Annotated in this window: 15 protein-coding genes; 4 read left to right on the top strand and 11 right to left on the bottom strand. The window is 69.6% G+C overall.

Annotated elements, in window-relative coordinates; all coding sequences use genetic code 11:
* Nucleotides 1–118 precede the first annotated feature (118 nt).
* Genes ligA through C6376_RS01860 form a run of 3 tightly spaced genes read right to left on the bottom strand, consistent with a single transcriptional unit; the run spans nucleotide 119 to nucleotide 4,055 of the window.
* A complete protein-coding gene (gene ligA, locus C6376_RS01850; protein ID WP_107441790.1) occupies nucleotides 119–2,311 on the bottom strand; it encodes an NAD-dependent DNA ligase LigA in 2,193 nt (730 codons plus the stop codon).
* A 14-nt stretch (nucleotides 2,312–2,325) separates the two neighbouring features.
* Nucleotides 2,326–3,327, bottom strand: coding sequence for a methionine synthase (locus tag C6376_RS01855; RefSeq protein ID WP_107441791.1), 1,002 nt, complete (start codon nucleotides 3,325–3,327; stop codon nucleotides 2,326–2,328).
* Between the two features lie 29 nt (nucleotides 3,328–3,356).
* Nucleotides 3,357–4,055, bottom strand: a complete 699-nt coding sequence (locus C6376_RS01860; protein WP_107441792.1) for an SDR family oxidoreductase — start codon at nucleotides 4,053–4,055, stop codon at nucleotides 3,357–3,359.
* A gap of 64 nt (nucleotides 4,056–4,119) precedes the next feature.
* Between C6376_RS01860 and C6376_RS01865 the strand changes: the two genes are divergently transcribed.
* Together C6376_RS01865 and C6376_RS01870 are read left to right on the top strand one after the other, a co-directional pair.
* Entirely contained in the window at nucleotides 4,120–4,443 is a 324-nt protein-coding gene (locus C6376_RS01865) for a DUF427 domain-containing protein (protein WP_107441793.1), read from the top strand.
* A gap of 37 nt (nucleotides 4,444–4,480) precedes the next feature.
* Nucleotides 4,481–5,263: an alpha/beta fold hydrolase gene (locus C6376_RS01870; protein ID WP_107441794.1), complete on the top strand. Its 783-nt coding sequence runs from the start codon at nucleotides 4,481–4,483 to the stop codon at nucleotides 5,261–5,263.
* A gap of 188 nt (nucleotides 5,264–5,451) precedes the next feature.
* Here C6376_RS01870 and C6376_RS01875 read toward each other — a convergent pair whose 3' ends face one another.
* The 6 genes from C6376_RS01875 to C6376_RS01895 form a co-directional block, all read right to left on the bottom strand.
* Nucleotides 5,452–6,021: a hypothetical protein gene (locus tag C6376_RS01875; protein WP_107441795.1), complete on the bottom strand. Its 570-nt coding sequence runs from the start codon at nucleotides 6,019–6,021 to the stop codon at nucleotides 5,452–5,454.
* A 111-nt stretch (nucleotides 6,022–6,132) separates the two neighbouring features.
* On the bottom strand, nucleotides 6,133–6,459 hold the full coding sequence (locus C6376_RS46315; RefSeq protein ID WP_319593543.1) for an aminomethyltransferase beta-barrel domain-containing protein: 327 nt from the start codon (nucleotides 6,457–6,459) through the stop codon (nucleotides 6,133–6,135).
* Nucleotides 6,386–7,144 carry a M48 family metallopeptidase gene (locus C6376_RS01880; protein WP_107441796.1) on the bottom strand — a complete coding sequence of 253 codons (759 nt, stop codon included), beginning with the start codon at nucleotides 7,142–7,144 and terminating at the stop codon, nucleotides 6,386–6,388. Before C6376_RS01880 ends, C6376_RS46315 begins: the two co-directional genes overlap by 74 nt.
* A gap of 61 nt (nucleotides 7,145–7,205) precedes the next feature.
* Nucleotides 7,206–10,865, bottom strand: a complete 3,660-nt coding sequence (locus C6376_RS01885; protein WP_254075804.1) for a type I restriction endonuclease subunit R — start codon at nucleotides 10,863–10,865, stop codon at nucleotides 7,206–7,208.
* Nucleotides 10,866–11,020: 155 nt separating this feature from the next.
* Complete coding sequence (locus C6376_RS01890) at nucleotides 11,021–11,587, bottom strand: Uma2 family endonuclease (protein WP_107441797.1); 567 nt, start codon at nucleotides 11,585–11,587, stop codon at nucleotides 11,021–11,023.
* A 146-nt stretch (nucleotides 11,588–11,733) separates the two neighbouring features.
* Entirely contained in the window at nucleotides 11,734–12,285 is a 552-nt protein-coding gene (locus C6376_RS01895; RefSeq protein WP_254075805.1) for an ATP-binding protein, read from the bottom strand.
* Between the two features lie 300 nt (nucleotides 12,286–12,585).
* On the opposite strand from C6376_RS01895, the gene C6376_RS01900 reads away from it, so the two are divergent.
* Both C6376_RS01900 and C6376_RS01905 read left to right on the top strand, forming a co-directional pair.
* Nucleotides 12,586–13,440 carry a helix-turn-helix transcriptional regulator gene (locus C6376_RS01900; RefSeq protein ID WP_107441798.1) on the top strand — a complete coding sequence of 285 codons (855 nt, stop codon included), beginning with the start codon at nucleotides 12,586–12,588 and terminating at the stop codon, nucleotides 13,438–13,440.
* A gap of 12 nt (nucleotides 13,441–13,452) precedes the next feature.
* Nucleotides 13,453–13,647, top strand: coding sequence for a DUF397 domain-containing protein (locus tag C6376_RS01905; RefSeq protein WP_107441799.1), 195 nt, complete (start codon nucleotides 13,453–13,455; stop codon nucleotides 13,645–13,647).
* Here the strand turns inward: C6376_RS01905 and C6376_RS01910 are convergent.
* Both C6376_RS01910 and C6376_RS01915 read right to left on the bottom strand, forming a co-directional pair.
* Nucleotides 13,616–14,851: a restriction endonuclease subunit S gene (locus C6376_RS01910; RefSeq protein WP_107441800.1), complete on the bottom strand. Its 1,236-nt coding sequence runs from the start codon at nucleotides 14,849–14,851 to the stop codon at nucleotides 13,616–13,618. The two genes, C6376_RS01905 and C6376_RS01910, sit on opposite strands and share 32 nt — an antisense overlap.
* Nucleotides 14,841–17,453, bottom strand: a complete 2,613-nt coding sequence (locus C6376_RS01915; RefSeq protein WP_107441801.1) for a class I SAM-dependent DNA methyltransferase — start codon at nucleotides 17,451–17,453, stop codon at nucleotides 14,841–14,843. Before C6376_RS01915 ends, C6376_RS01910 begins: the two co-directional genes overlap by 11 nt.
* Nucleotides 17,454–17,510: the final 57 nt, after the last annotated feature.

Below are 17,510 nucleotides of genomic sequence, written 5' to 3' on the forward strand. Positions count from 1 at the left end.
ACAGTAGGCCGCAGAAGGCTCCCACGGGCAGCGGTCGTCGACGGTTGCCCGAATGCGCCCCGGCCACCCGTATGCATCTGGTATGCGCCAATCGGGTGGCCTTCAACCGCCGCGGCGCCTACTCCTCGGCGGAAAGCGCCACTTCAGCCGCCGCTTCGGGCCCTTGTTCCAACAGGACGGCGAAGCCGTCCTCGTTCAGAACAGGAACCTTCAGTTGCATTGCCTTGTCATATTTCGATCCAGGATTGTCACCGACAACGACGAAAGATGTCTTTTTCGAAACCGAACCGGTCACCTTCGCCCCACGGGTCTGCAGAGCGTCCTTGGCGCCGTCACGGGTGAAGCGCTCCAGAGTGCCGGTGACGACGACCGTCAGGCCCTCCAGGGGGCGCGGGCCCTCGTCCTCCCCGGAGCTCTCCTCCTCCATGCGGACGCCGGCGGCCTTCCACTTGCGGAGGATCTCCTGGTGCCACTCCTCGGCGAACCACTCCTTGAGCGAGGCCGCGATGATGGCGCCGACGCCGTCGGTGTTCGCCAGCTCCTCCTCGGTCGCCTCCTCGATGCGCTCGATCGAGCGGAACTCGCGCGCCAGCGCCTCGGCCGCGACCGGGCCGACATGCCGGATCGACAGGCCGGTGAGGATCCGCGCCAGCGGGCGCTCCTTGGCCGCCGCGATGTTCTCCAGCATGGCCACCGCGTTCTTCCGCGGCTCGCCCTGCTGGTTGGCGAAGACCGTGGCGATCTTCTCCTCGCCCGTCTTCGGGTCCCGCTTGGGCAGCCCGCTGTCCTGGTCGAGGACGTAGGCCCGGATGGGCAGCAGCCGCTCGACGGTGAGGTCGAACAGGTCGCCCTCGTCGGCCAGCGGCGGCTGCTGCGGCTCGAGCGGGCGGGTGAGGGCGGCCGCGGCGACGTAACCGAACTGCTCGATGTCCAGCGCCTTGCGGCCCGCCAGGTAGAACAGGCGCTCACGGAGCTGGGCCGGGCAACTGCGGGCGTTCGGGCAGCGCAGGTCGACGTCGCCCTCCTTCATCGGCCGCAGGGGGGTCTCGCACTCCGGGCACTCCGCGGGCATCACGAACTCGCGCTCGCTGCCGTCGCGCAGGTCGACGACCGGGCCGAGGATCTCCGGGATCACGTCACCGGCCTTGCGCAGCACCACGGTGTCGCCGATCAGCACGCCCTTGGCCTTGACGACGTCCTGGTTGTGCAGGGTGGCGAACTCGACCTCGGAGCCGGCCACCGTCACCGGCTCCACCTGGGCGTACGGCGTCACGCGGCCGGTACGGCCGACGCCCACCCGGATGTTGACGAGGCGGGTGTTGACCTCCTCCGGCGCGTACTTGTAGGCGATCGCCCACCGCGGCGCACGGGCCGTGGAGCCGAGCCGGCCCTGCAGACGGATCTCGTCGAGCTTGACCACCACCCCGTCGATCTCGTGCGCCACCGAGTGCCGGTTCTCGCCGTAGTACGCGATGAACGCCCGTACTCCGTCGAGATCGCCGACCACCTTGTTGTGCGGGGAGGTGGGCAGGCCCCAGGTGCCGAGGAGGTCGTAGGCCTCGGAGAGACGGGTCAGGCCCTCGTAACCCTCCAGGGCGCCGATGCCGTGCACGACCATGTGCAGCGGGCGGGAGGCGGTGACCCGCGGGTCCTTCTGGCGCAGCGAACCGGCCGCCGCGTTGCGCGGGTTGGCGAACGGCTTGTCGCCGGCCTCGACCAGACGGGCGTTGAGCTCCTCGAACTTCTCCATCGGGAAGAACACCTCGCCGCGGATCTCCACGAGGGTGGGCACCCCGTCGCCCGTGAGACGCTCCGGGATCTCCGCGATGGTGCGCACGTTGGGCGTGATGTCCTCGCCCGTACGGCCGTCGCCGCGGGTCGCCGCGCGCGTGAGACGGCCGTTCTCGTAGGTCAGGTTGACGGCCAGGCCGTCCACCTTGAGCTCGCACAGGAAGTGGTACGCGGAGGCCCCGACGTCCCGGTGGACGCGCTCCGCCCAGGCGGCCAGCTCCAGGTCGTCGAAGGCGTTGTCGAGGGACAGCATCCGCTCGCGGTGCTGGACGGCCGTGAACTCCGTGGCGTACGCGCCCGCGACCTTCTGGGTCGGCGAGTCGGGCGTGCGCAGCTCCGGGTGCTCCTCCTCCAGCGCCTCGAGGGCACGCAGCAGCCGGTCGAACTCCGCGTCGCTGACGACGGGAGCGTCCTTCACGTAGTACCGGAAGCGGTGCTCCTCGATCTGCTCGGCGAGCTGCGCGTGCTGCTCCCGCGCCTCGCTGGGCACCGTCGTCTCCGCCTGCCTGTCGCCGGCCACCGTGTGTCCTCCCGTCACTCAGGGTCGTCCGCGAGGGATCTCGCCGCCCGGACACAGTGGGCGAGGGCCCGGCGGGCGTATCCGGGGGACGCGCCCGCGAGGCCGCACGACGGCGTGAGCGTGATTGCCTCCGCGAGAAGCCCCGGTCGCAGCCCCAGCCGACGCCACAGCGTCCTGACACCCATGACGCTACCGGCAGGGTCCGACAATGGGGCGTCCACGCCCGGCACGACACCGGCGAAGAGCCGGGTGCCCGCCTCGACCGCCTCGCCGATCACGTCGTCGTCACGTTCGGTGAGGAGCGAGAAGTCGAACGAGACCGCCGCCGCCCCGGACCGGCGCAGCAGGGCGAACGGAACGTCCGGCGCACACGAGTGGACCACGACGGGCCCGTCGCCGTGCACCCCGACCACGTCCCGCAGCGTGCCCTCCACGACCTGCCGGTCCACCGCGCGGTGCGTGCGGTAGCCGCTCGCGCTCCGCACATGGCCGCGGAGCACGGCGGTGAGGGACGGCTCGTCGAGCTGGAGCACGACGTGTGCGCCGGGCACCCGCCGGCGCACCTCGGCGAGGTGGAGGCGCAGGCCCTCGGCGAGGGAGCCGGCGAGATCGCGGCAGGCCCCGGGATCGGAGAGCGCCGCCTCGCCGTTCCTCAGCTCCAGTGCCGCGGCGAGGGTCCAGGGCCCCACCGCCTGGACCTTCAGCTGCCCCTCGTAGCCCTGGGTGTGCTCCTCCAGCGCGTCGAGGTCCTCCCGCAGCCAGGACCGGGCCCGCTTGGTGTCCCGGCCCGGCCGATCGCCGATCCGCCACCCGCTGGGCTCCACGCGCGCGTACAGCTCGACGAGCAGGCCCGCGGTGCGGCCGATCATGTCCGCGCCGGGTCCACGGGCCGGCAGCTCGGCGAGAAAGGGGAAGTCCTCGAAGGACCCGGTGACGGTCTTGGCGGCCTCGCGGGCGTCGCCGCCCGGCAGGGAGCCGACGCCGGTGGCCGGGGCGAAACTGAAGTCTGCGTTCACGGGTGAAGCGTACGTAGCGCGACGGACCGTCAGCGCCCCGGCCGTACCGTCAGGTCGTTGATCTCGGCGTCCCTCGGAAGGTCGAGCGCCGTCAGGATCGTCGTGGCCACCGACTCGGGGTCGATCCATTCCGCGGGGTCGTACTCCTTGCCCTCCTGCCGGTGCACCTTGGCCTGCATGGGGCTGGCGGTGCGGCCGGGGTAGACGGAGGTGACGCGGACGCCGTTGCCGTGCTCCTCGGCCCGCAGCGAGTCGGCGAGGGCCTTCAGGCCGTGCTTGGAGGCGGCGTACGCGGACCAGTCGGCGCTCGCCCGCAGGCCGGCGCCCGAGTTGACGAACAGCACGTGGCCGCGCGCTGTGCGCAGTTGCGGCAGGAAGTGCCGGGTCAGCTCCGCGGGGGCGATCAGGTTGACGTTGAGCTGGTGCCGCCAGGACTTCGGCGTGAGGTCGCCGACCGGGCCCAGGTCGACCACTCCGGCGATGTGCAGGAGGGAGTCCACCCGCTCCGGGAGGCTCTGGTGGGAGAAGGCCCAGCTCAGCCTGTCGGGGTCGGCGAGGTCGCCGACGAGCGTCCGCGCGCCGGGGAAGCCGGCCGCGAGTTCCTTCGCCCGGCCGGCGTCGCGCGCGTGCAGCACGAGTTCGTCCCCGCGCGCGTGCAGACGACGGGCGACGGCGGCGCCGATGCCGGACCCCGCTCCGGTGATCACATGAGTAGCCATGCCCGCCATGCTCGCATCCCCGCCGAACCACTCGTCGCGGGAAGAACCGCGGGCCCGCGGGCGCTGTCGTGACATGACCCGAGGACACACGATCACGATCGAGCAGGGCGACCGGCACGTCAGGGTCGTCCATGACGGCCAGGTGCTGGCCGAGACCGACCGGGCGCTGGTCCTGCGCGAGACCGGCTGTCCGGCGCGGTACTACATCCCCGCCGAGGACGTCCGGCTCGACGTCCTGACCCCCTCCGACACGCACACCTACTGCCCTTTCAAGGGAACCGCGTCCTACTGGTCGCTGCCGGGCGCGGCCGACCTCGTCTGGGCCTATCCGGATCCGAAGCCGGACGTGGCACAGATCAAGAACCACCTCTGCTTCTACGAACCCGAGGTGTCGTGACCGATTAGTCGCGTGCTGTGGGGCAGTCTGCTGAAGCATGGACAAGAAGACCACTTCACGCGACGGCACCTCCCTCGCGTACGGACGCACCGGCGCGGGTCCCGCGGTGATCCTGGTGAGCGGGGCGATGTCGACGGGGGCCACGGTGACGCCGTTCGCCGGGCCCCTCGCCGACCGCTTCACCGTCGTCTCCTACGACCGCAGGGGCCGGGGCGAGAGCGGCGACACCAGGCCCTACGACGTCGCCCGGGAGGTAGAGGATCTGGCCGCGCTCGTGGAGGCGGTGGGCGGCGAGGCGTCGCTGTACGGGCACTCGTCGGGCGGCGCCCTGGTCCTGGAGGCGGCGGCGAGCGGACTGCCGCTGCGCGGCGTCGCCGTGTACGAGGTGCCGTACGCCGTCTATGAGGGCGGCGCGAAGGAGCGGGCCGAGTACACCGACAGCCTCACCGAGGCGCTGGAGCACGGCCGGCGCGGGGACGCGGTGGAGCTGTTCCTACGGCTGACGGGCCTGGCCGAGGAGATGATCCAGGGCGCCCGCCAGTCGCCGATGTGGGCCGGGATGGAGGCGCTCGCCCCGAGCCTCGCGTACGACGACGCGGTGATGGGCGGTGGACTGGTGCCCCGTGACCTGCTGGCCTCGATCACCGTGCCGGTCCTGTCCCTCGGCGGCGGTGCGAGCCCCGACTGGATGCGCGAGGCCGCCCGCACGGTGGCCGAGTCGGTGCCGCAGGGCACGTACCGGGTGCTGGAAGGCCAGTCGCACATGGTGGACCCTCAGGCGCTCGCGTCGGCGCTGACGGAGTTCTTCTCGTCCCTCTAGGCGATGGTCCCGCTGCCCGACGGTCCCGCCAGGCGGCGGCCGCGGTCACGCGCGTGGTCCGGCGGACGGAGGAGAGTGTGCGTACGCTCCGTGATTCGGCCCGGGCTTCGAGTAGGTGAAACCCCAGGTCGGTACCGACCTGGGGACAGCTTTCGTGCTATGGCACCTTGGGGTCGACCCCCGCCTCGTCACCGAAGCGAAGCGCTGATTTCCCCGTCGAAGGTGAGCACGATGAACATGCCGTTGCCGTTCACGCCGGCGTCCCGCTTGTTCGCCTCCAGCGTGGCGTAGACAGCACCCCGGTAGACGATCTGTGCGCGGTAGTGGTGCGGGCCCACCTTCGTGATCTTGGCCGTCGAGCCGTCGGGAAGCTTGAAGGAGCCGGGCCCGCTGTGGCCGCCTCCGAACCAGGAGTGCACCTCCCCGTCGAAGGTGAGCACGACGAACATGTTGTTGCCGTTCACTCCGGCGTCCTGCTTGTTCGCCTCCAGCCTGGCGTAGACAGCACCCCGGTAGACGATCTCCATGCGGTAGTGATGGGCCCCGAGCTTGTAGATCTTGCCCGTGCTGCCGTCCACCAACTTCACGGTGCGCCAGGGCGACGCCGTCGCGGATGTGGCCGTCGCCGTGACCCCGGCCCGGTGCGCGGTCGGTGTCGCGGCGAGGGCGGTTGCGGCGGGCGCCAGCAGAGCGGCCGTCAGAACCGTGCCGGTCAGGGCGCGGACGACTGCGCGGCGGGGCGCCTTCCATGTCGACATGCGGGTCTCCTAGGTGAAGAGTCAAAGGGATGTGAGCCGCAGATCGCCTGTCTCCTCGTGTGCGGGGCCATGAGAATCGACGTCTTGCCTGATCGAACTTATTGATCGTTTTCAGCGGATTCGGCCATTCCCTGTCACAGTGGTGCAACAGGACCGTCGGACCGTCATGGCCTTGGCCGCGATCCTCGCCGACCCCACCGGGCGCGTGCCCTCGTACGGCACGATCGCCTGGCCGGGGGCGTCGCCGCGAACCGGCTCGGCGAACGTCGCCTTCAGGAAGCCGTCGAGGTTCGCGGGGGTCGTCCTCGTCGACGATCGTTTGCGCGCGGCCTTCCGTCCGGACCGCCGCGAAGCCGGGCGTCGGCTACGGCTGGTGCGTCGGCGAGGAGACGGCGCCGCGCCACAGTCGCGGCTCCTCCTGCGCGAAATGCCGTTCACGCACGTCTGCGTCGGGTAGCGCGAGCCGGACGGCCCGTCGGAAAGCCGCTCCGTGGCCGGGGTGCTTGAGGTGGCAGAGTTCATGGACCAGAACGAGGTCGACCAGGACGACCGGCAGCTGTATCACCGCCCAGTGCACGGTGATCGCGCCCTCAGGGGAACAGGCGCCCCAGCGACGGCCGAGGTCTCGCACCTCGACGCCCGCCGGATCACGTACTCCGGCCAGTGCCGCCAGCGGCGGCAGCCGGGCAGCGAGCCAGCGCTCCCCGCGGCTGCTGTACCACTGCACAAGGGGCCTCGCGTCAGCGGCAGCCGACCGCGATCGGGGCAGCTCCAGCCATCCCTGTCGCAGTCGTACGTGACTGCTGCCGTCGTCGGGAGTGAGCCTGAGCCGGTACCGACGGCCCAGGTAGGCGAAGCCCTCGCCGCCGATCAGGTCCCTGACCGGTTCGGCCGCCCGCAGGTCCTGTCGGCGGCGGACCTCGGCGGCGAGACGCGGCATCCGGCCACGCACCGCGTCGGCGATCTCTTTCGGATCCGCGCCCGCGGGAACCGCGAAGAGCACCCGGCCGTCCTCGGCGATCTCGATACCGAGGGTGCGGCGCCGTGGCCGCACGACGACGTCCCACCGCCACCCCCCGGGCACGGGGAGATCAGCGATGGCCTGTTCGACGACGGTGCTCACCCGCTCTTCCTACCATCCGGCTACGACATCACCCTGCCCGCACTCGTCAGCGGTCACCGGGTCAGGTGTCCCCGCCGTCCGCCTCGTCGCGCGGCTGGTATCCGAGGAAGTACTCGGACCTCTCCACGGCCAGCTCCGTCAGATGGCTCGCGAGGTCGCCGATGTCGTCCCAGTCCATGTCGAGCCAGATCTCCAGGTGCTCGCAGAGTTCGCTGCGGATGCGGTTACGGGCGGCGATCTGCGTGTGTATCTGCGGACGTCGGACGAGGACCGACATCTCCCTGGTGAGACCGCGGGCCGCCCGGATCAGATCGGTGCCCGGCGGCCAGGGGTCCCGCTCGGCTTCTTCGGCGTGTTGCTGGAGCAGTCCGAGGACCAGTCGTTCGGTCCGGGAGTCGAGAGCGTCGCCGTCCTCCGGCTCCCGCTCGGCCGCGGCCACGTCCCCGACAAGACGCTTCAGGTCGGCGGCGGCCTGCTCGAAGTCGTCCTGCATCCGCGCGATGATCTCTTCGAGTCGGACGCTGAACCTCTGGTAACCCGCCCGGTCACCGCCGATCTTCGCGGTGATACGCAGCTTCAGCGAGCCCGTCATGTACGAGCACCGCGCCCGGGGGTCGGCGTTCGCGTCGACTCGTTCCATGAACTCCGGATCGGTGAGTTCGACAGGCGGGATCCGCTGCCGGATCCCGGTGGTCTCGATGTGCTGCGAGATGAGCCGGCGGACCTTGGCCCCGTAGCGACGCGGGCTGAACTGTTCACGGCCATCGAGGTAGCGGCGTCTGGCCATGTACTGCAGGGTCCCCAACTGGCCTGCCAGATCACGGTACTTCAGTGCCTCCGGATCCGGCAGGACCGCGTTGAGCGCGGTCAGGAAGTCGCGGACGCGTTCGTCGAACTCGCCGCGCCGCAGCGGGTCGTCGAGGCTCTCGCCGAGGAAGTCCTCCCACTGCGACTCGTCGCCGGGGTCGGTGACGTTCTGCCCGGCCAGGAAGCGGGTGACCTTCGCTGCGAGGTCTTCCAGGAGGGCCTTGGCGGCGGCGTCGGACCGCAGCAGCAGTCCGTCCCGGTCCGGGCTGCGGCCGTCGGGCTGCGGTCCCTGGTAGTCCGGCTGGAGGTGGTCCACGGATACGTTCCGGTAGCCGAGGACGTGGCGCAGGTGCTCCTGGTCGTAGGAGGCGAGCGAGCCGGCCAGTTCGGGGCCGATGCCGATGTAGTCGACGACCTGGCCCCACTTCTTGGCCGGGTAGGGCCGGTTGGTGCGGGCCACGGCCTGCAGCAGTCCCGCGCCGGACAGCTTGCAGTCCAGGTAGAGGACCTGCTCGACGGGGGCGTCGAAGCCGGTGAGCAGCATCGACTGAACCACCAGGAAGGCCATGGTCTCCGGTGGCGCGCCGCCCTGCGTGTCCGGTGGCGCGGGCGGCCCGCTGTCGGCGGGCAGGTCCAGGTCGACGTTCCACACCTGGCCGCCGCTCGCCGGGGTGCCGATGCCGGAGGGCTGCAGCCCGTGCGTCCTGACGTTCCATGCCGGGTCGGCCGTGATATCGCGCGGAGGCAGCCCCTTCTTGAAGCGCTCGATGTGCGCGTCCTGGTGGCTCTTGGTGATCCACGGCCGCCATGTCTCCGGGTCGCTGCCGCCCTGCCTGGCCTGGGAGATGACGACGGCCGCGTCGAGCGTTCGCAGTACCTCGCGATCCGGCAGGAGCATGAGGAGCGCCCGCTCCTCGTCGTCGGCTTCGAGCGCGGCCATGGGGTCGGCGGTCAGGGCGGGGTCGAGCGCGTCGAGGCGGGCGACGAGCCGGTCGCGGGCGGCGAGCAGCGCGGTGTGGTAGCGGACGGCGGCGAGCCGGGAGACGGTGGCGATCTGCGCCCCGAAGCGGTCGGGCAACGCGGTGCGGGCCCAGTGGTCGAGCATGTGCTCGGCCTTGGCCTCGATCACCGATGGAGCCTCCAGAATCTCCTTGCGGCGGCCGAACTTGCGCAGCGCCTCGGCCCGCAGCTTCGGATCCGACGGCACCTTCTCGTCGAACCGGGCGTCGAGGGCGGCCTGTTCGATGACTTCGAGCGGTACGGCGTACGCCTCGTAGCGGACGGGCACGACTGACCGGTCGAGTTCGGCGTCGCGCAGGGTGTACGTGTCGGCGTACGGGCCGAAGATCTCCTCGCTGCGCTTGCGGTTGTCGCTGATCACCGGAGTGCCGGTGAAACCGACGAAGGCGGCACGCGGGAGCATGGCCCGCCAGCGGGCGGCCTGCCACTTGTCCTGGCCCCGGTGGGCCTCGTCGATCAGGACGACGACGTGGTGGTGGGGATTGGCCACCCGGTTCTGTACGTATCCCTCGCCCTCGCCACCGTCCTCGACATCATCGTCGTCGGGTGCGGCGTCGGGCAGTGACTCCTCCCGGCCGTCGTCCACGGTGTCGTCGCGCTGCGCCTTCTGCAGGGTGACGAGGACGACGTCCCCGACGTCCACCTCCAGGTACTTTCTGGCCCGCTTGACGCTCGGCGCGCGATGCACCTTCTCCTCGGTGGCGGCGAGGCTCGCCCGGATCTGCTTCTCCAGGTCGATGCGGTCGGTGACCACGACCACCTTGTGCGACTTCAGAGCGGGCCGGCTGCGCAGGTGCCGGACGAGGAACGCCATGGTCAGGCTCTTACCGGAGCCCTGGGTGTGCCAGACGACACCGCCCCGGTGACCGACAGCCACGCCGGAAGCCGCCTGCCGGTCCCGCTCCTCCAGCTTCCGCGTGAGCGCCTTCACCGCCTTGAACTGCTGGTGGCGGCCGACCAGTTTGACCGTACGCTGACCGCTGCCGAGCCGGGTGGTGAAGTCCCTCACCAGGTCGAGGAGATGGGCAGGGCGCAGCATCCCGGCGACGAGGATCTCCTGGTCGGTGAGGGCTGCCGACGCGGGCTTGCGCACCTCCTCGCGCACGAGGTCCTCACTCACGGGCGCGACCGTGCGCCACGGGGCGAAGTGCCGGGGTTCGGCGGTGACCGTGCCGGTCTCGGCGTGGTCGCGGTCGGTGGCGACCAGGACCTGCGCGAAGCGGACGAACTCGGGTACGGCGGCCGGAGAGTTGACGCCCGCGTACCGGAGAACCTGGTCGACGGCCTCGTCCAGGGCGGCCCGCACGTCTCCCAGAGGGCCGGACACCACGGGCGCCTTGCACTCGATCACCACCCACGGCAGCCCGTTCACGAACAGCACGAGGTCGGGCGTGACGGGAGGGGCATCCTTCCGCTCGACCCGGAACTGGGAGACGACGAGCAGGTCGTTGCCGCCGCCGGGAGTGTCCGGGTGCTCCCCGAACTCGCCGTCCCAGTCGACGAGTCGTACGTGTTCGGGGTCGCCCTTCGTCCAGCCCGGCAGGGTGCGGGCGTTGAGGCCCTTGCGGAGGAGGTCCGTCACCTCCAGGTTCCCGGCGACGCCGTGTTCCCTCGGGCCCTGCCCCGGCGTGGTGCCCTGGACCAGGGCGAGGAGGCGGTCGAGTTGCGCGTCGCTCAGCCAGGGTTCCCCGTCCGACGGCCTCGGGTTGATCCTGGCCAGGGCGGACTTGAACCGGTCCGCGTACACGACGGTCTCGAAGCTCGTGCGGTCCGAGGCGCGCGACGCGGTGGCGGGTCCGGCGGCAGGTCCGCCCCGGAGATGGGTCCAGCCCATCGCCGTCAGCTGCTCGATCAGCGGCCGCTCGGTCCTGACGTACTCCGGCTGCTCCGCCACGCCTGTCCTCCCCGGCCACCGGCCACGATCCCCGCCCTCCGGCAGGCAGGACAGGTGATCGAAACTCTATCGGCGGCCGGTGAGCGTGGCGCGTGGTGCGCGCGGATCAGGCGGCGAGCACAGGGGAAGGTGGCCGGAAATCACCTGCTCCTTGCTCAGAGGCGCGTGGTGTCCAGGACGATCCCGAAGGGCTCGGGCAGGGTGACCGGGGTGCCGAAGGGGTGGGGGCCGTCGGCCTTGGTGTAGCCGAGCCCGCCCGGCTCGGAGAACAGGGTGAGTTCACGGTTCTGCCGGTCGACCAGGAGGTACAGCGGAGCACCGTACTCGGCGTAGCGCTTGCGCTTGGTGACACGGTCCGTGTCGCCGTTGGACTTCGAGGTGACCTCGACCGCCAGAAGGGTCAGGTCCGGGGTGACGACGATGTTGTCGTCCTGCGCGAGTTCCTCGGGGACGACGGCGATGTCCGGAACGTACCAGTTGGGCGAGCCGGGGAGGTCGATGTCCCCGGAACCCTCGACACAGCCGAGCTCGTCGACCCGGTCCTCGATCTGACGGCGAATGACCCGTGTGGCGCGTTCGTGGTCCCAGGTCGGCGGCACGGGTTGGATGATCCCCTCGATGATCTGTACGCGGCTGCCGGCCATGTACCTGATGGCGTGCTTCAGGGCTCGCTCGTGATCGATGTCCGCGTACCTGTCGTTGGGCTGCGGGTGAGTGCTCATGGCGTCGTCGCCTCCTCTCGCGGAACGGCGTGACCGGTGTACCACGGACGCGGTGACTCCTGGACCGGGATGCCGGCGTGTTCCCCGTACGGGTGATGAACACTGTCGGCGTCGATTGCGGGAAGGTACGGCACCCGGTGTACGGATCAGGCCGCGAGCACCGGGGGCGGTGGCCGGAAATCACCACCGAGAGCGAGCTCGAACCAGATGGTCTTGCCGCCCGGCCCGCCGTTGGGCCCGTCGACGTACCCACAGCCGCCCCACCGGTCGGCGAGACTCTCGATGATGGGCAGCCCCCGACCGCAGAGAGCGAGAGCCGCGGGATCGGGCATCGCCGCGCCGGGCGCGAGCGGAGGCAGATCCGGACTCGCGTCCCAGACGCTCACGCGCAGCACGGGGCACAGCCAGTGCATGCGGACGATGACCGGGCCCTTGGTGTGCCGCACCGAGTTGGTGGCGAGCTCGCAGGTCAACAGCTCGGCCCGGTCGGCGAGTTCACCGATCCCGTGCGCGTGGAGCACGGCACGGAGGGTGCCCCGGACGATCCGGGGACCGCGTGGGTCGCAGGGGAAGTGGATCTCGTACACCCAGGGGGCGGTGAACGGGATCGGGGCGGGGTGGTCGCCGTAGCTCACGTCGTAACTGACGGGGTGGGTCGGCTCGTTGCCGGGTGCGGTGTTCGGGTCGTTACTGCTCACGAGGGTGTACCTCCGTGGTGCGGAACGGGATTGCGGTTCGGTCCTGCGGAACGGGTTCGCTCTGTGACGCCGGTCGCGAACTGCCGGACGGCGGTGGCAATGCCGGGCCCCTGCCTTCCGGAGGGCAGGGGAGCCGGTGCGCTTCCGCCGGGCGGCGGGGACTCAAACGGCACGATTAACAAGGTACTGCAAGATCACATAACGTTGCTACGCGACTACACAGAAGAGTTAACCTTCAGATTCCGGTGGACCGTGAGCCATCGACTCGGCACACTGTGCGCGAGCACACGGAGAGGCCCTATGTCACCTCGGCAGACCCCGACCATCCTTCAACGCAGGTTCGGTACCGAGCTGCGACGGCTCCGCGAGGCGGCAGGTATGTCCGCGCCCACAGCCGCCGGACTGCTCGGCACGGACCGCACGGTCATCTCGAACGTCGAGGCCGGCCGCTTCGGCATCAGCGAGGAACGCCTGCGCCGCCTCGCCAGCATCTACGAGTGCGATGACGCCGACCTCGTCGACGCCTTGGCGGACCTGACCGGCAGTCGCAAGACCGGCTGGTGGGAGGAGTACCGGGGCAAGATCCCGCCTGGTTTCCTCGACGTCTCCGCGCTGGAGGATTACGCCGTCGGCTTGCGCACGGTGCAGATCGCGCACCTGCCCGGCTTGTTCCATACCGAGGAACACGCTCGCGCCATCTTCGAGTTGTTCTTCCCTCCACTCGCTCGCCTGGAGATCGAGCTGCGCGTGGCACACCGCCTGGCGCGCCAACGCGTGGTGACCGGTGACTCGCCCATCTCCTACTCGGGTGTCATCCACGAAGCAGCCCTGCGCATGCAGCTCGGCGGTCGCGATGTCGCCAGGGCCCAGCTCCAGCACCTGCTGGAGTCCAGCGAACGCCCCAACGTCACGCTACGTGTGGTTCCCTTCGAAGCAGGTGGCTTCCCCCTGCTCGGGGACTCCTCCGTCCTGTACGCCCAAGCGCCCAATCCCCACCTGGACACGGTCCATATGGACTCCCCCGCAGAGCCCGTGTTCATCGACTCACCAACCCAACTGGCGAACTTCCGGACCCGGCTGGACATGGCGGAGAAGGTGGCGTTGACTCCCACCAAGTCCAGGGACTTCGTCCGCAAGATCGCCAGAGAACTGTAAGAGGTGTCTCACGTGCCCGGCCCGCAGTGGTTGAAGTCGTCATACTCCGACTCCGGTGGCAACAACTGCGTCGAGGTCGCCTCGGTACGAACAGGCGTTGCCGTGCGGGACAGCAAACGCCCGGCGAACGTGATCGTCACGGGCCGGGCGTCATTCGGTGCACTGATCGAAAGCCTCAGGTCCGGTTCACTCGGGACCGGCCGCTGAGCAGGTCTTCGACCACGCCCTGCTGAACCTGCTTGAGCTTGGCAATCTGCCGCTGAATACCCTGACTGCGCTTCCGGCTGGCAGAAACCGCAGCGACCACCTTCCGCTGGATGGCCTTCGGAACGTCCGGGACCATTAGCTGCCGCACCGCGCTCTGGCCAATGTTCTTCATGCTGGCGCTCGTGCCGGTGGCTCGCGACCGCACCTGACTGCGTACCGAGGGGCTGAGCAGGGCGAGTTCGATGAACTCCGCTTCGGCCACGCCCGTGTCGGGTACGAGTCTCAACGTCTTGTCGCTCAACATCAGACGTTCGGCGCGTTCCCGAACCACGCAGGCAAGTCCCACGAGTTCCTCAGTGTTGGCACGCGTCATGAGAAGGTCTCCGACGCAAACCCGGTACCGCGCGTTGATGAACTCCGCCTCGCGGACGACCTTGTTCTCAATAGCCTTGAACCACCCTGGTTGCACGGCGCTCACCTTCAAGACGCCCCACTCGCCGTCGCCCGCAGGCGTGTCCTCAGCCATGGGACTCTTGCCCGCCTCGATGGAACTCAGCCATCGACCAAGCTCAATACGGCCTCCAGACTCAGCCATCACCCCAGCCACAATGGCGTTCTCGACGGTCCTGAGCTTGCCCAGCTCCCGCTCCAGCGCCCCGATCCGCCGCTCGAACGCCTCGTGTGCGGCGACGATGTCGCGTTGTTCAGGAAGGGGCGGAACTCCAATCTCCAGCGCATTGAGTCGATTCGTGTCCAGGCGCCCTGTGCCATGGCTGGTCTCCTCGACCATGCTCAGGATTGTCGGCGTCAGCACCCGCATGGCATACGCCAGGTAGTACGGATCAATGCCGTCGTCTGGAACAAGCGCCTTACAGTCCTGGCCGAAGGCCACTTCACGCTGTGTCACCCCAATCCGAAACTCTGACTTGAGGCTCATCCCTCTCACAATGAAGAGCACGGCGCCCTTGTCGACCAGCCGTGAACCGTTCTCTGCCCCAAGCCGAGTAACACGGCGCTCAGAATCCGTAATGCGGAGGTGCTTCATGCTCGCGCCGCTGATCCACGGGATCTCCCCGTCCCAGTACGCCTCGTTCGAGGTGCTCGGCGTGCCTCCAGACATCCACCGCCCGGCATCCGCCAAGCTGACCCGCTGCCACTCCTCAGGCCAGGAATGGCGCCCAGGCTTCACTGCTTCAACGCCCATAACCCAGCACCCCCAACCACTCCGCAAGCCCCTTCGCCGCGTCGCCGCTCTCGCTCTCCAGGTCCGTCAGCGACACCTCGTACTTCTCGGCCCAGCGACGGAAGGAGGCGACGATCTCGCGGCGGCCCGTCGCAAGCGCCACGTTCAGGCGGTCGGACAGGTCGCGGCGCAGGACGGCGAGGACGACTTCCTCCGGGCCGCCCGGTTCGGACAGCTTCCACTTGGCCGCCTGCTTCAACTCCGGCAGGAAGCTGTCGTCCAGCGCCTTGCGCTTCTTGCGTGCCGCCGTCAGGGCCTTCTTGGCCGCCGTCAACGCCCTGTCCAAGGCGACGAGTTCCGCCGGGTCAACCGGCTCCGCCGGTTCACCGGACGCGGCGTCGGACTCCTCGTCCGTGTCCGTACCCGCGTCCGCCACCGCCGACCTCGCCTCAGCCGCCGTCTTCGCCGCGGCCTCCGCCTCCGCGAGAGCCTTGTCGGCCGCCTTGACCAGTTCCAGGAACTCCGGGATCAACTCCCGAACGACCGGCTGGTCGAGGGCCCGGCGGCGCTCCGCCGGGGAGATCGACGAACGCTTCGCGTCCTCCGCGCCACCCGGGACCGCCGGGTCGACGATCGCCTCGACGGAGTCGACCCAGCCCTCCAGGACCCGCTCGAAGCCGCCCGCCGCGAGGGCCTTCATGTCGTAGCGGTTCTCCGTCCACCACGCGGCGATGATGCCGGCGGTCGTGAACTCGTCCAGGACCCCCGCTCCGCCGACCGCGGCCGTGAACCCGTCGAGGAGCCCGCCGCGCAGATCCATCAGTTTCCGGTCCGCCGCGAGCTGCGCGAAGAGACCGGAGTTCTTCGACCACCACCCGTCGTACGTCTCGCGCAGCTCCGCCTCCCGCGCGTACGTCAGTCGCGGAATTCGGGCGGCCGTCGCCTCCGCGCCCTCCGGCAGGAAGTCGTAGTACCCGCGTGCGTCATCACCGGCGTCACCGTCCCGGCGCGCGAACAGCGAGCTGGCGTCGACCCCATACGCCTTGAACAGCCCCTCCTTGGCCGCGACTTCGGCGACCGGCACGCCGCCGTACAGATGCGCCCGTACGTCCTGCGGCTCCGCGGGCGGTGAGTTGTCCACCCAGCGGCGGATGTTGAAGTTCGCCTCAGGGACGCCCTTCGCGTCGGGGGCGAGGAGTTCGTCGCGGTGGACCTCGCGCGAGTAGCCGTCGATGAGACGCCATTCGCGGAAGACCGTGACGATCTTCTCGATGTGCTCGGGGCCGAGTTCGTTCTGGTTGCGGCCGGGCGTGAAGTCCCGGTCGGCGTTGATGAAGAGGACCTTCTCCAGGCGCTTCGAGTCGGTCTTCCCGTGCGGGGGCCGCAGGATCAGGATGCAGGCCGGGACGCCCGCGCCGTAGAACAGGTTCGGGCCGAGGCCGATGACGGCCTCCACGCAGTCCGCGCGGAGCATCCCGATGCGGATGTCGCGTTCCTTGCCGCCCCGGAAGAGCACCCCGTACGGCATGACGACGGCCGCTCGTCCGCCGTCCTCCTCCAGCACGGACGCCATGTGCTGGACGAACATCAGGTCGGCCTTCTTGCCGCTGCCGGGCGTCCAGCCCCAGTGCATCCGCTTGCCGTGGTCCTCGTCGGCCTTGGCTACGGCGTCCTCGTCGTACGGGAGCGAGAACGGAGGGTTGGACAAGATCGCCGAGAACTTGCGCAGCCGCCCGTTCTCGTCGAGGTGGAGCGGCTCGGCGAGGGTGTCGCCGTGCTGGAGGTCGAAGGTGTGGATGCCGTGCAGGACCATGTTCATGCTGGCCATGGACCAGGACGGGCCGTTCTTGTCCTGCCCGTTGACCGACAGTTCCTCCGGATTGCCGCCGTGTTCCTCGACGTGCTCGCGGGCTGCGATCAGCATGCCGCCGGAGCCCGCGCACGGGTCGTACACCGACTCCCCGGGCTGTGGGTCGACCAGGCGCACCATCATCCGCACCACCGACCGCGGCGTGTAGAACTCGCCGCCGCGCTGGCCGGCCGTGTCCGCGAACCGGCCGAGAAGGTACTCGTAGGCCGCGCCCAGCATGTCGGGGAACTCGAAGTCCTCGTTGCGCAGCCGGTAGAGGCTGAAGTGCCGGATCAGTGAACGGAGTTCGGGATCGGTGAAGCGCGGCTTGGTGCCGACCACCTCGTTGAAGCTGATGTGCGAGGCGATGCCCGCGAGCAGGTCGTTGCCCTCCTGGAGCGCCACCAAAGCCTCGTCGAGGCCCTGGCCGACCTTCTCGGTCAGGGCCATGATGCCGGGCGCCGGGCTCTGCGGCGTCTCCGGGTCGTGGTGCGGTCCACGCCACCAGCGCGCTCGCGGCGGCACATAGAAGACGCGGGGATAGGCAGCCGGATTGTTCGCCTTGACCAACGCCTTCTTCTCGTCGCGGCCGGTCTGCGCGAGGCGCTCCTCGTACACCCGCTTCCACTCCGGCTCGAACTCGTCCGAGGCCCGCTTCAGGAAGAGCATCCCGAAGATGAAGTCGCGGTACTCGGAGGCGTCCATCCGGCCGCGCAGGATGTCGGCGGCCGAGAAGAGATGGCGTTCGAGCTCGGGCAGGGTGATTCTGGCCACGCGCTGATCCTTCGTACGGAAATGGAGGTGCTACGGAAGGTTAGACGGCCCATCGGC

It is taken from the genome of Streptomyces sp. P3 (assembly GCF_003032475.1).
In the GTDB taxonomy this organism is placed as follows: domain Bacteria; phylum Actinomycetota; class Actinomycetes; order Streptomycetales; family Streptomycetaceae; genus Streptomyces.

Bases quoted from the DNA above. Each gene is read 5' to 3' on its own strand.
- C6376_RS01910 (WP_107441800.1), bottom strand. From the start codon at position 14,851: ATGGGCGTTGAAGCAGTGAAGCCTGGGCGCCATTCCTGGCCTGAGGAG.
- C6376_RS01890 (WP_107441797.1), bottom strand. From the start codon at position 11,587: ATGAGCACTCACCCGCAGCCCAACGACAGGTACGCGGACATCGATCAC.
- C6376_RS01860 (WP_107441792.1), bottom strand. From the start codon at position 4,055: ATGGCGGGCATGGCTACTCATGTGATCACCGGAGCGGGGTCCGGCATC.
- C6376_RS01875 (WP_107441795.1), bottom strand. From the start codon at position 6,021: ATGTCGACATGGAAGGCGCCCCGCCGCGCAGTCGTCCGCGCCCTGACC.
- C6376_RS01870 (WP_107441794.1), top strand. From the start codon at position 4,481: ATGGACAAGAAGACCACTTCACGCGACGGCACCTCCCTCGCGTACGGA.
- C6376_RS01900 (WP_107441798.1), top strand. From the start codon at position 12,586: ATGTCACCTCGGCAGACCCCGACCATCCTTCAACGCAGGTTCGGTACC.
- C6376_RS01865 (WP_107441793.1), top strand. From the start codon at position 4,120: ATGACCCGAGGACACACGATCACGATCGAGCAGGGCGACCGGCACGTC.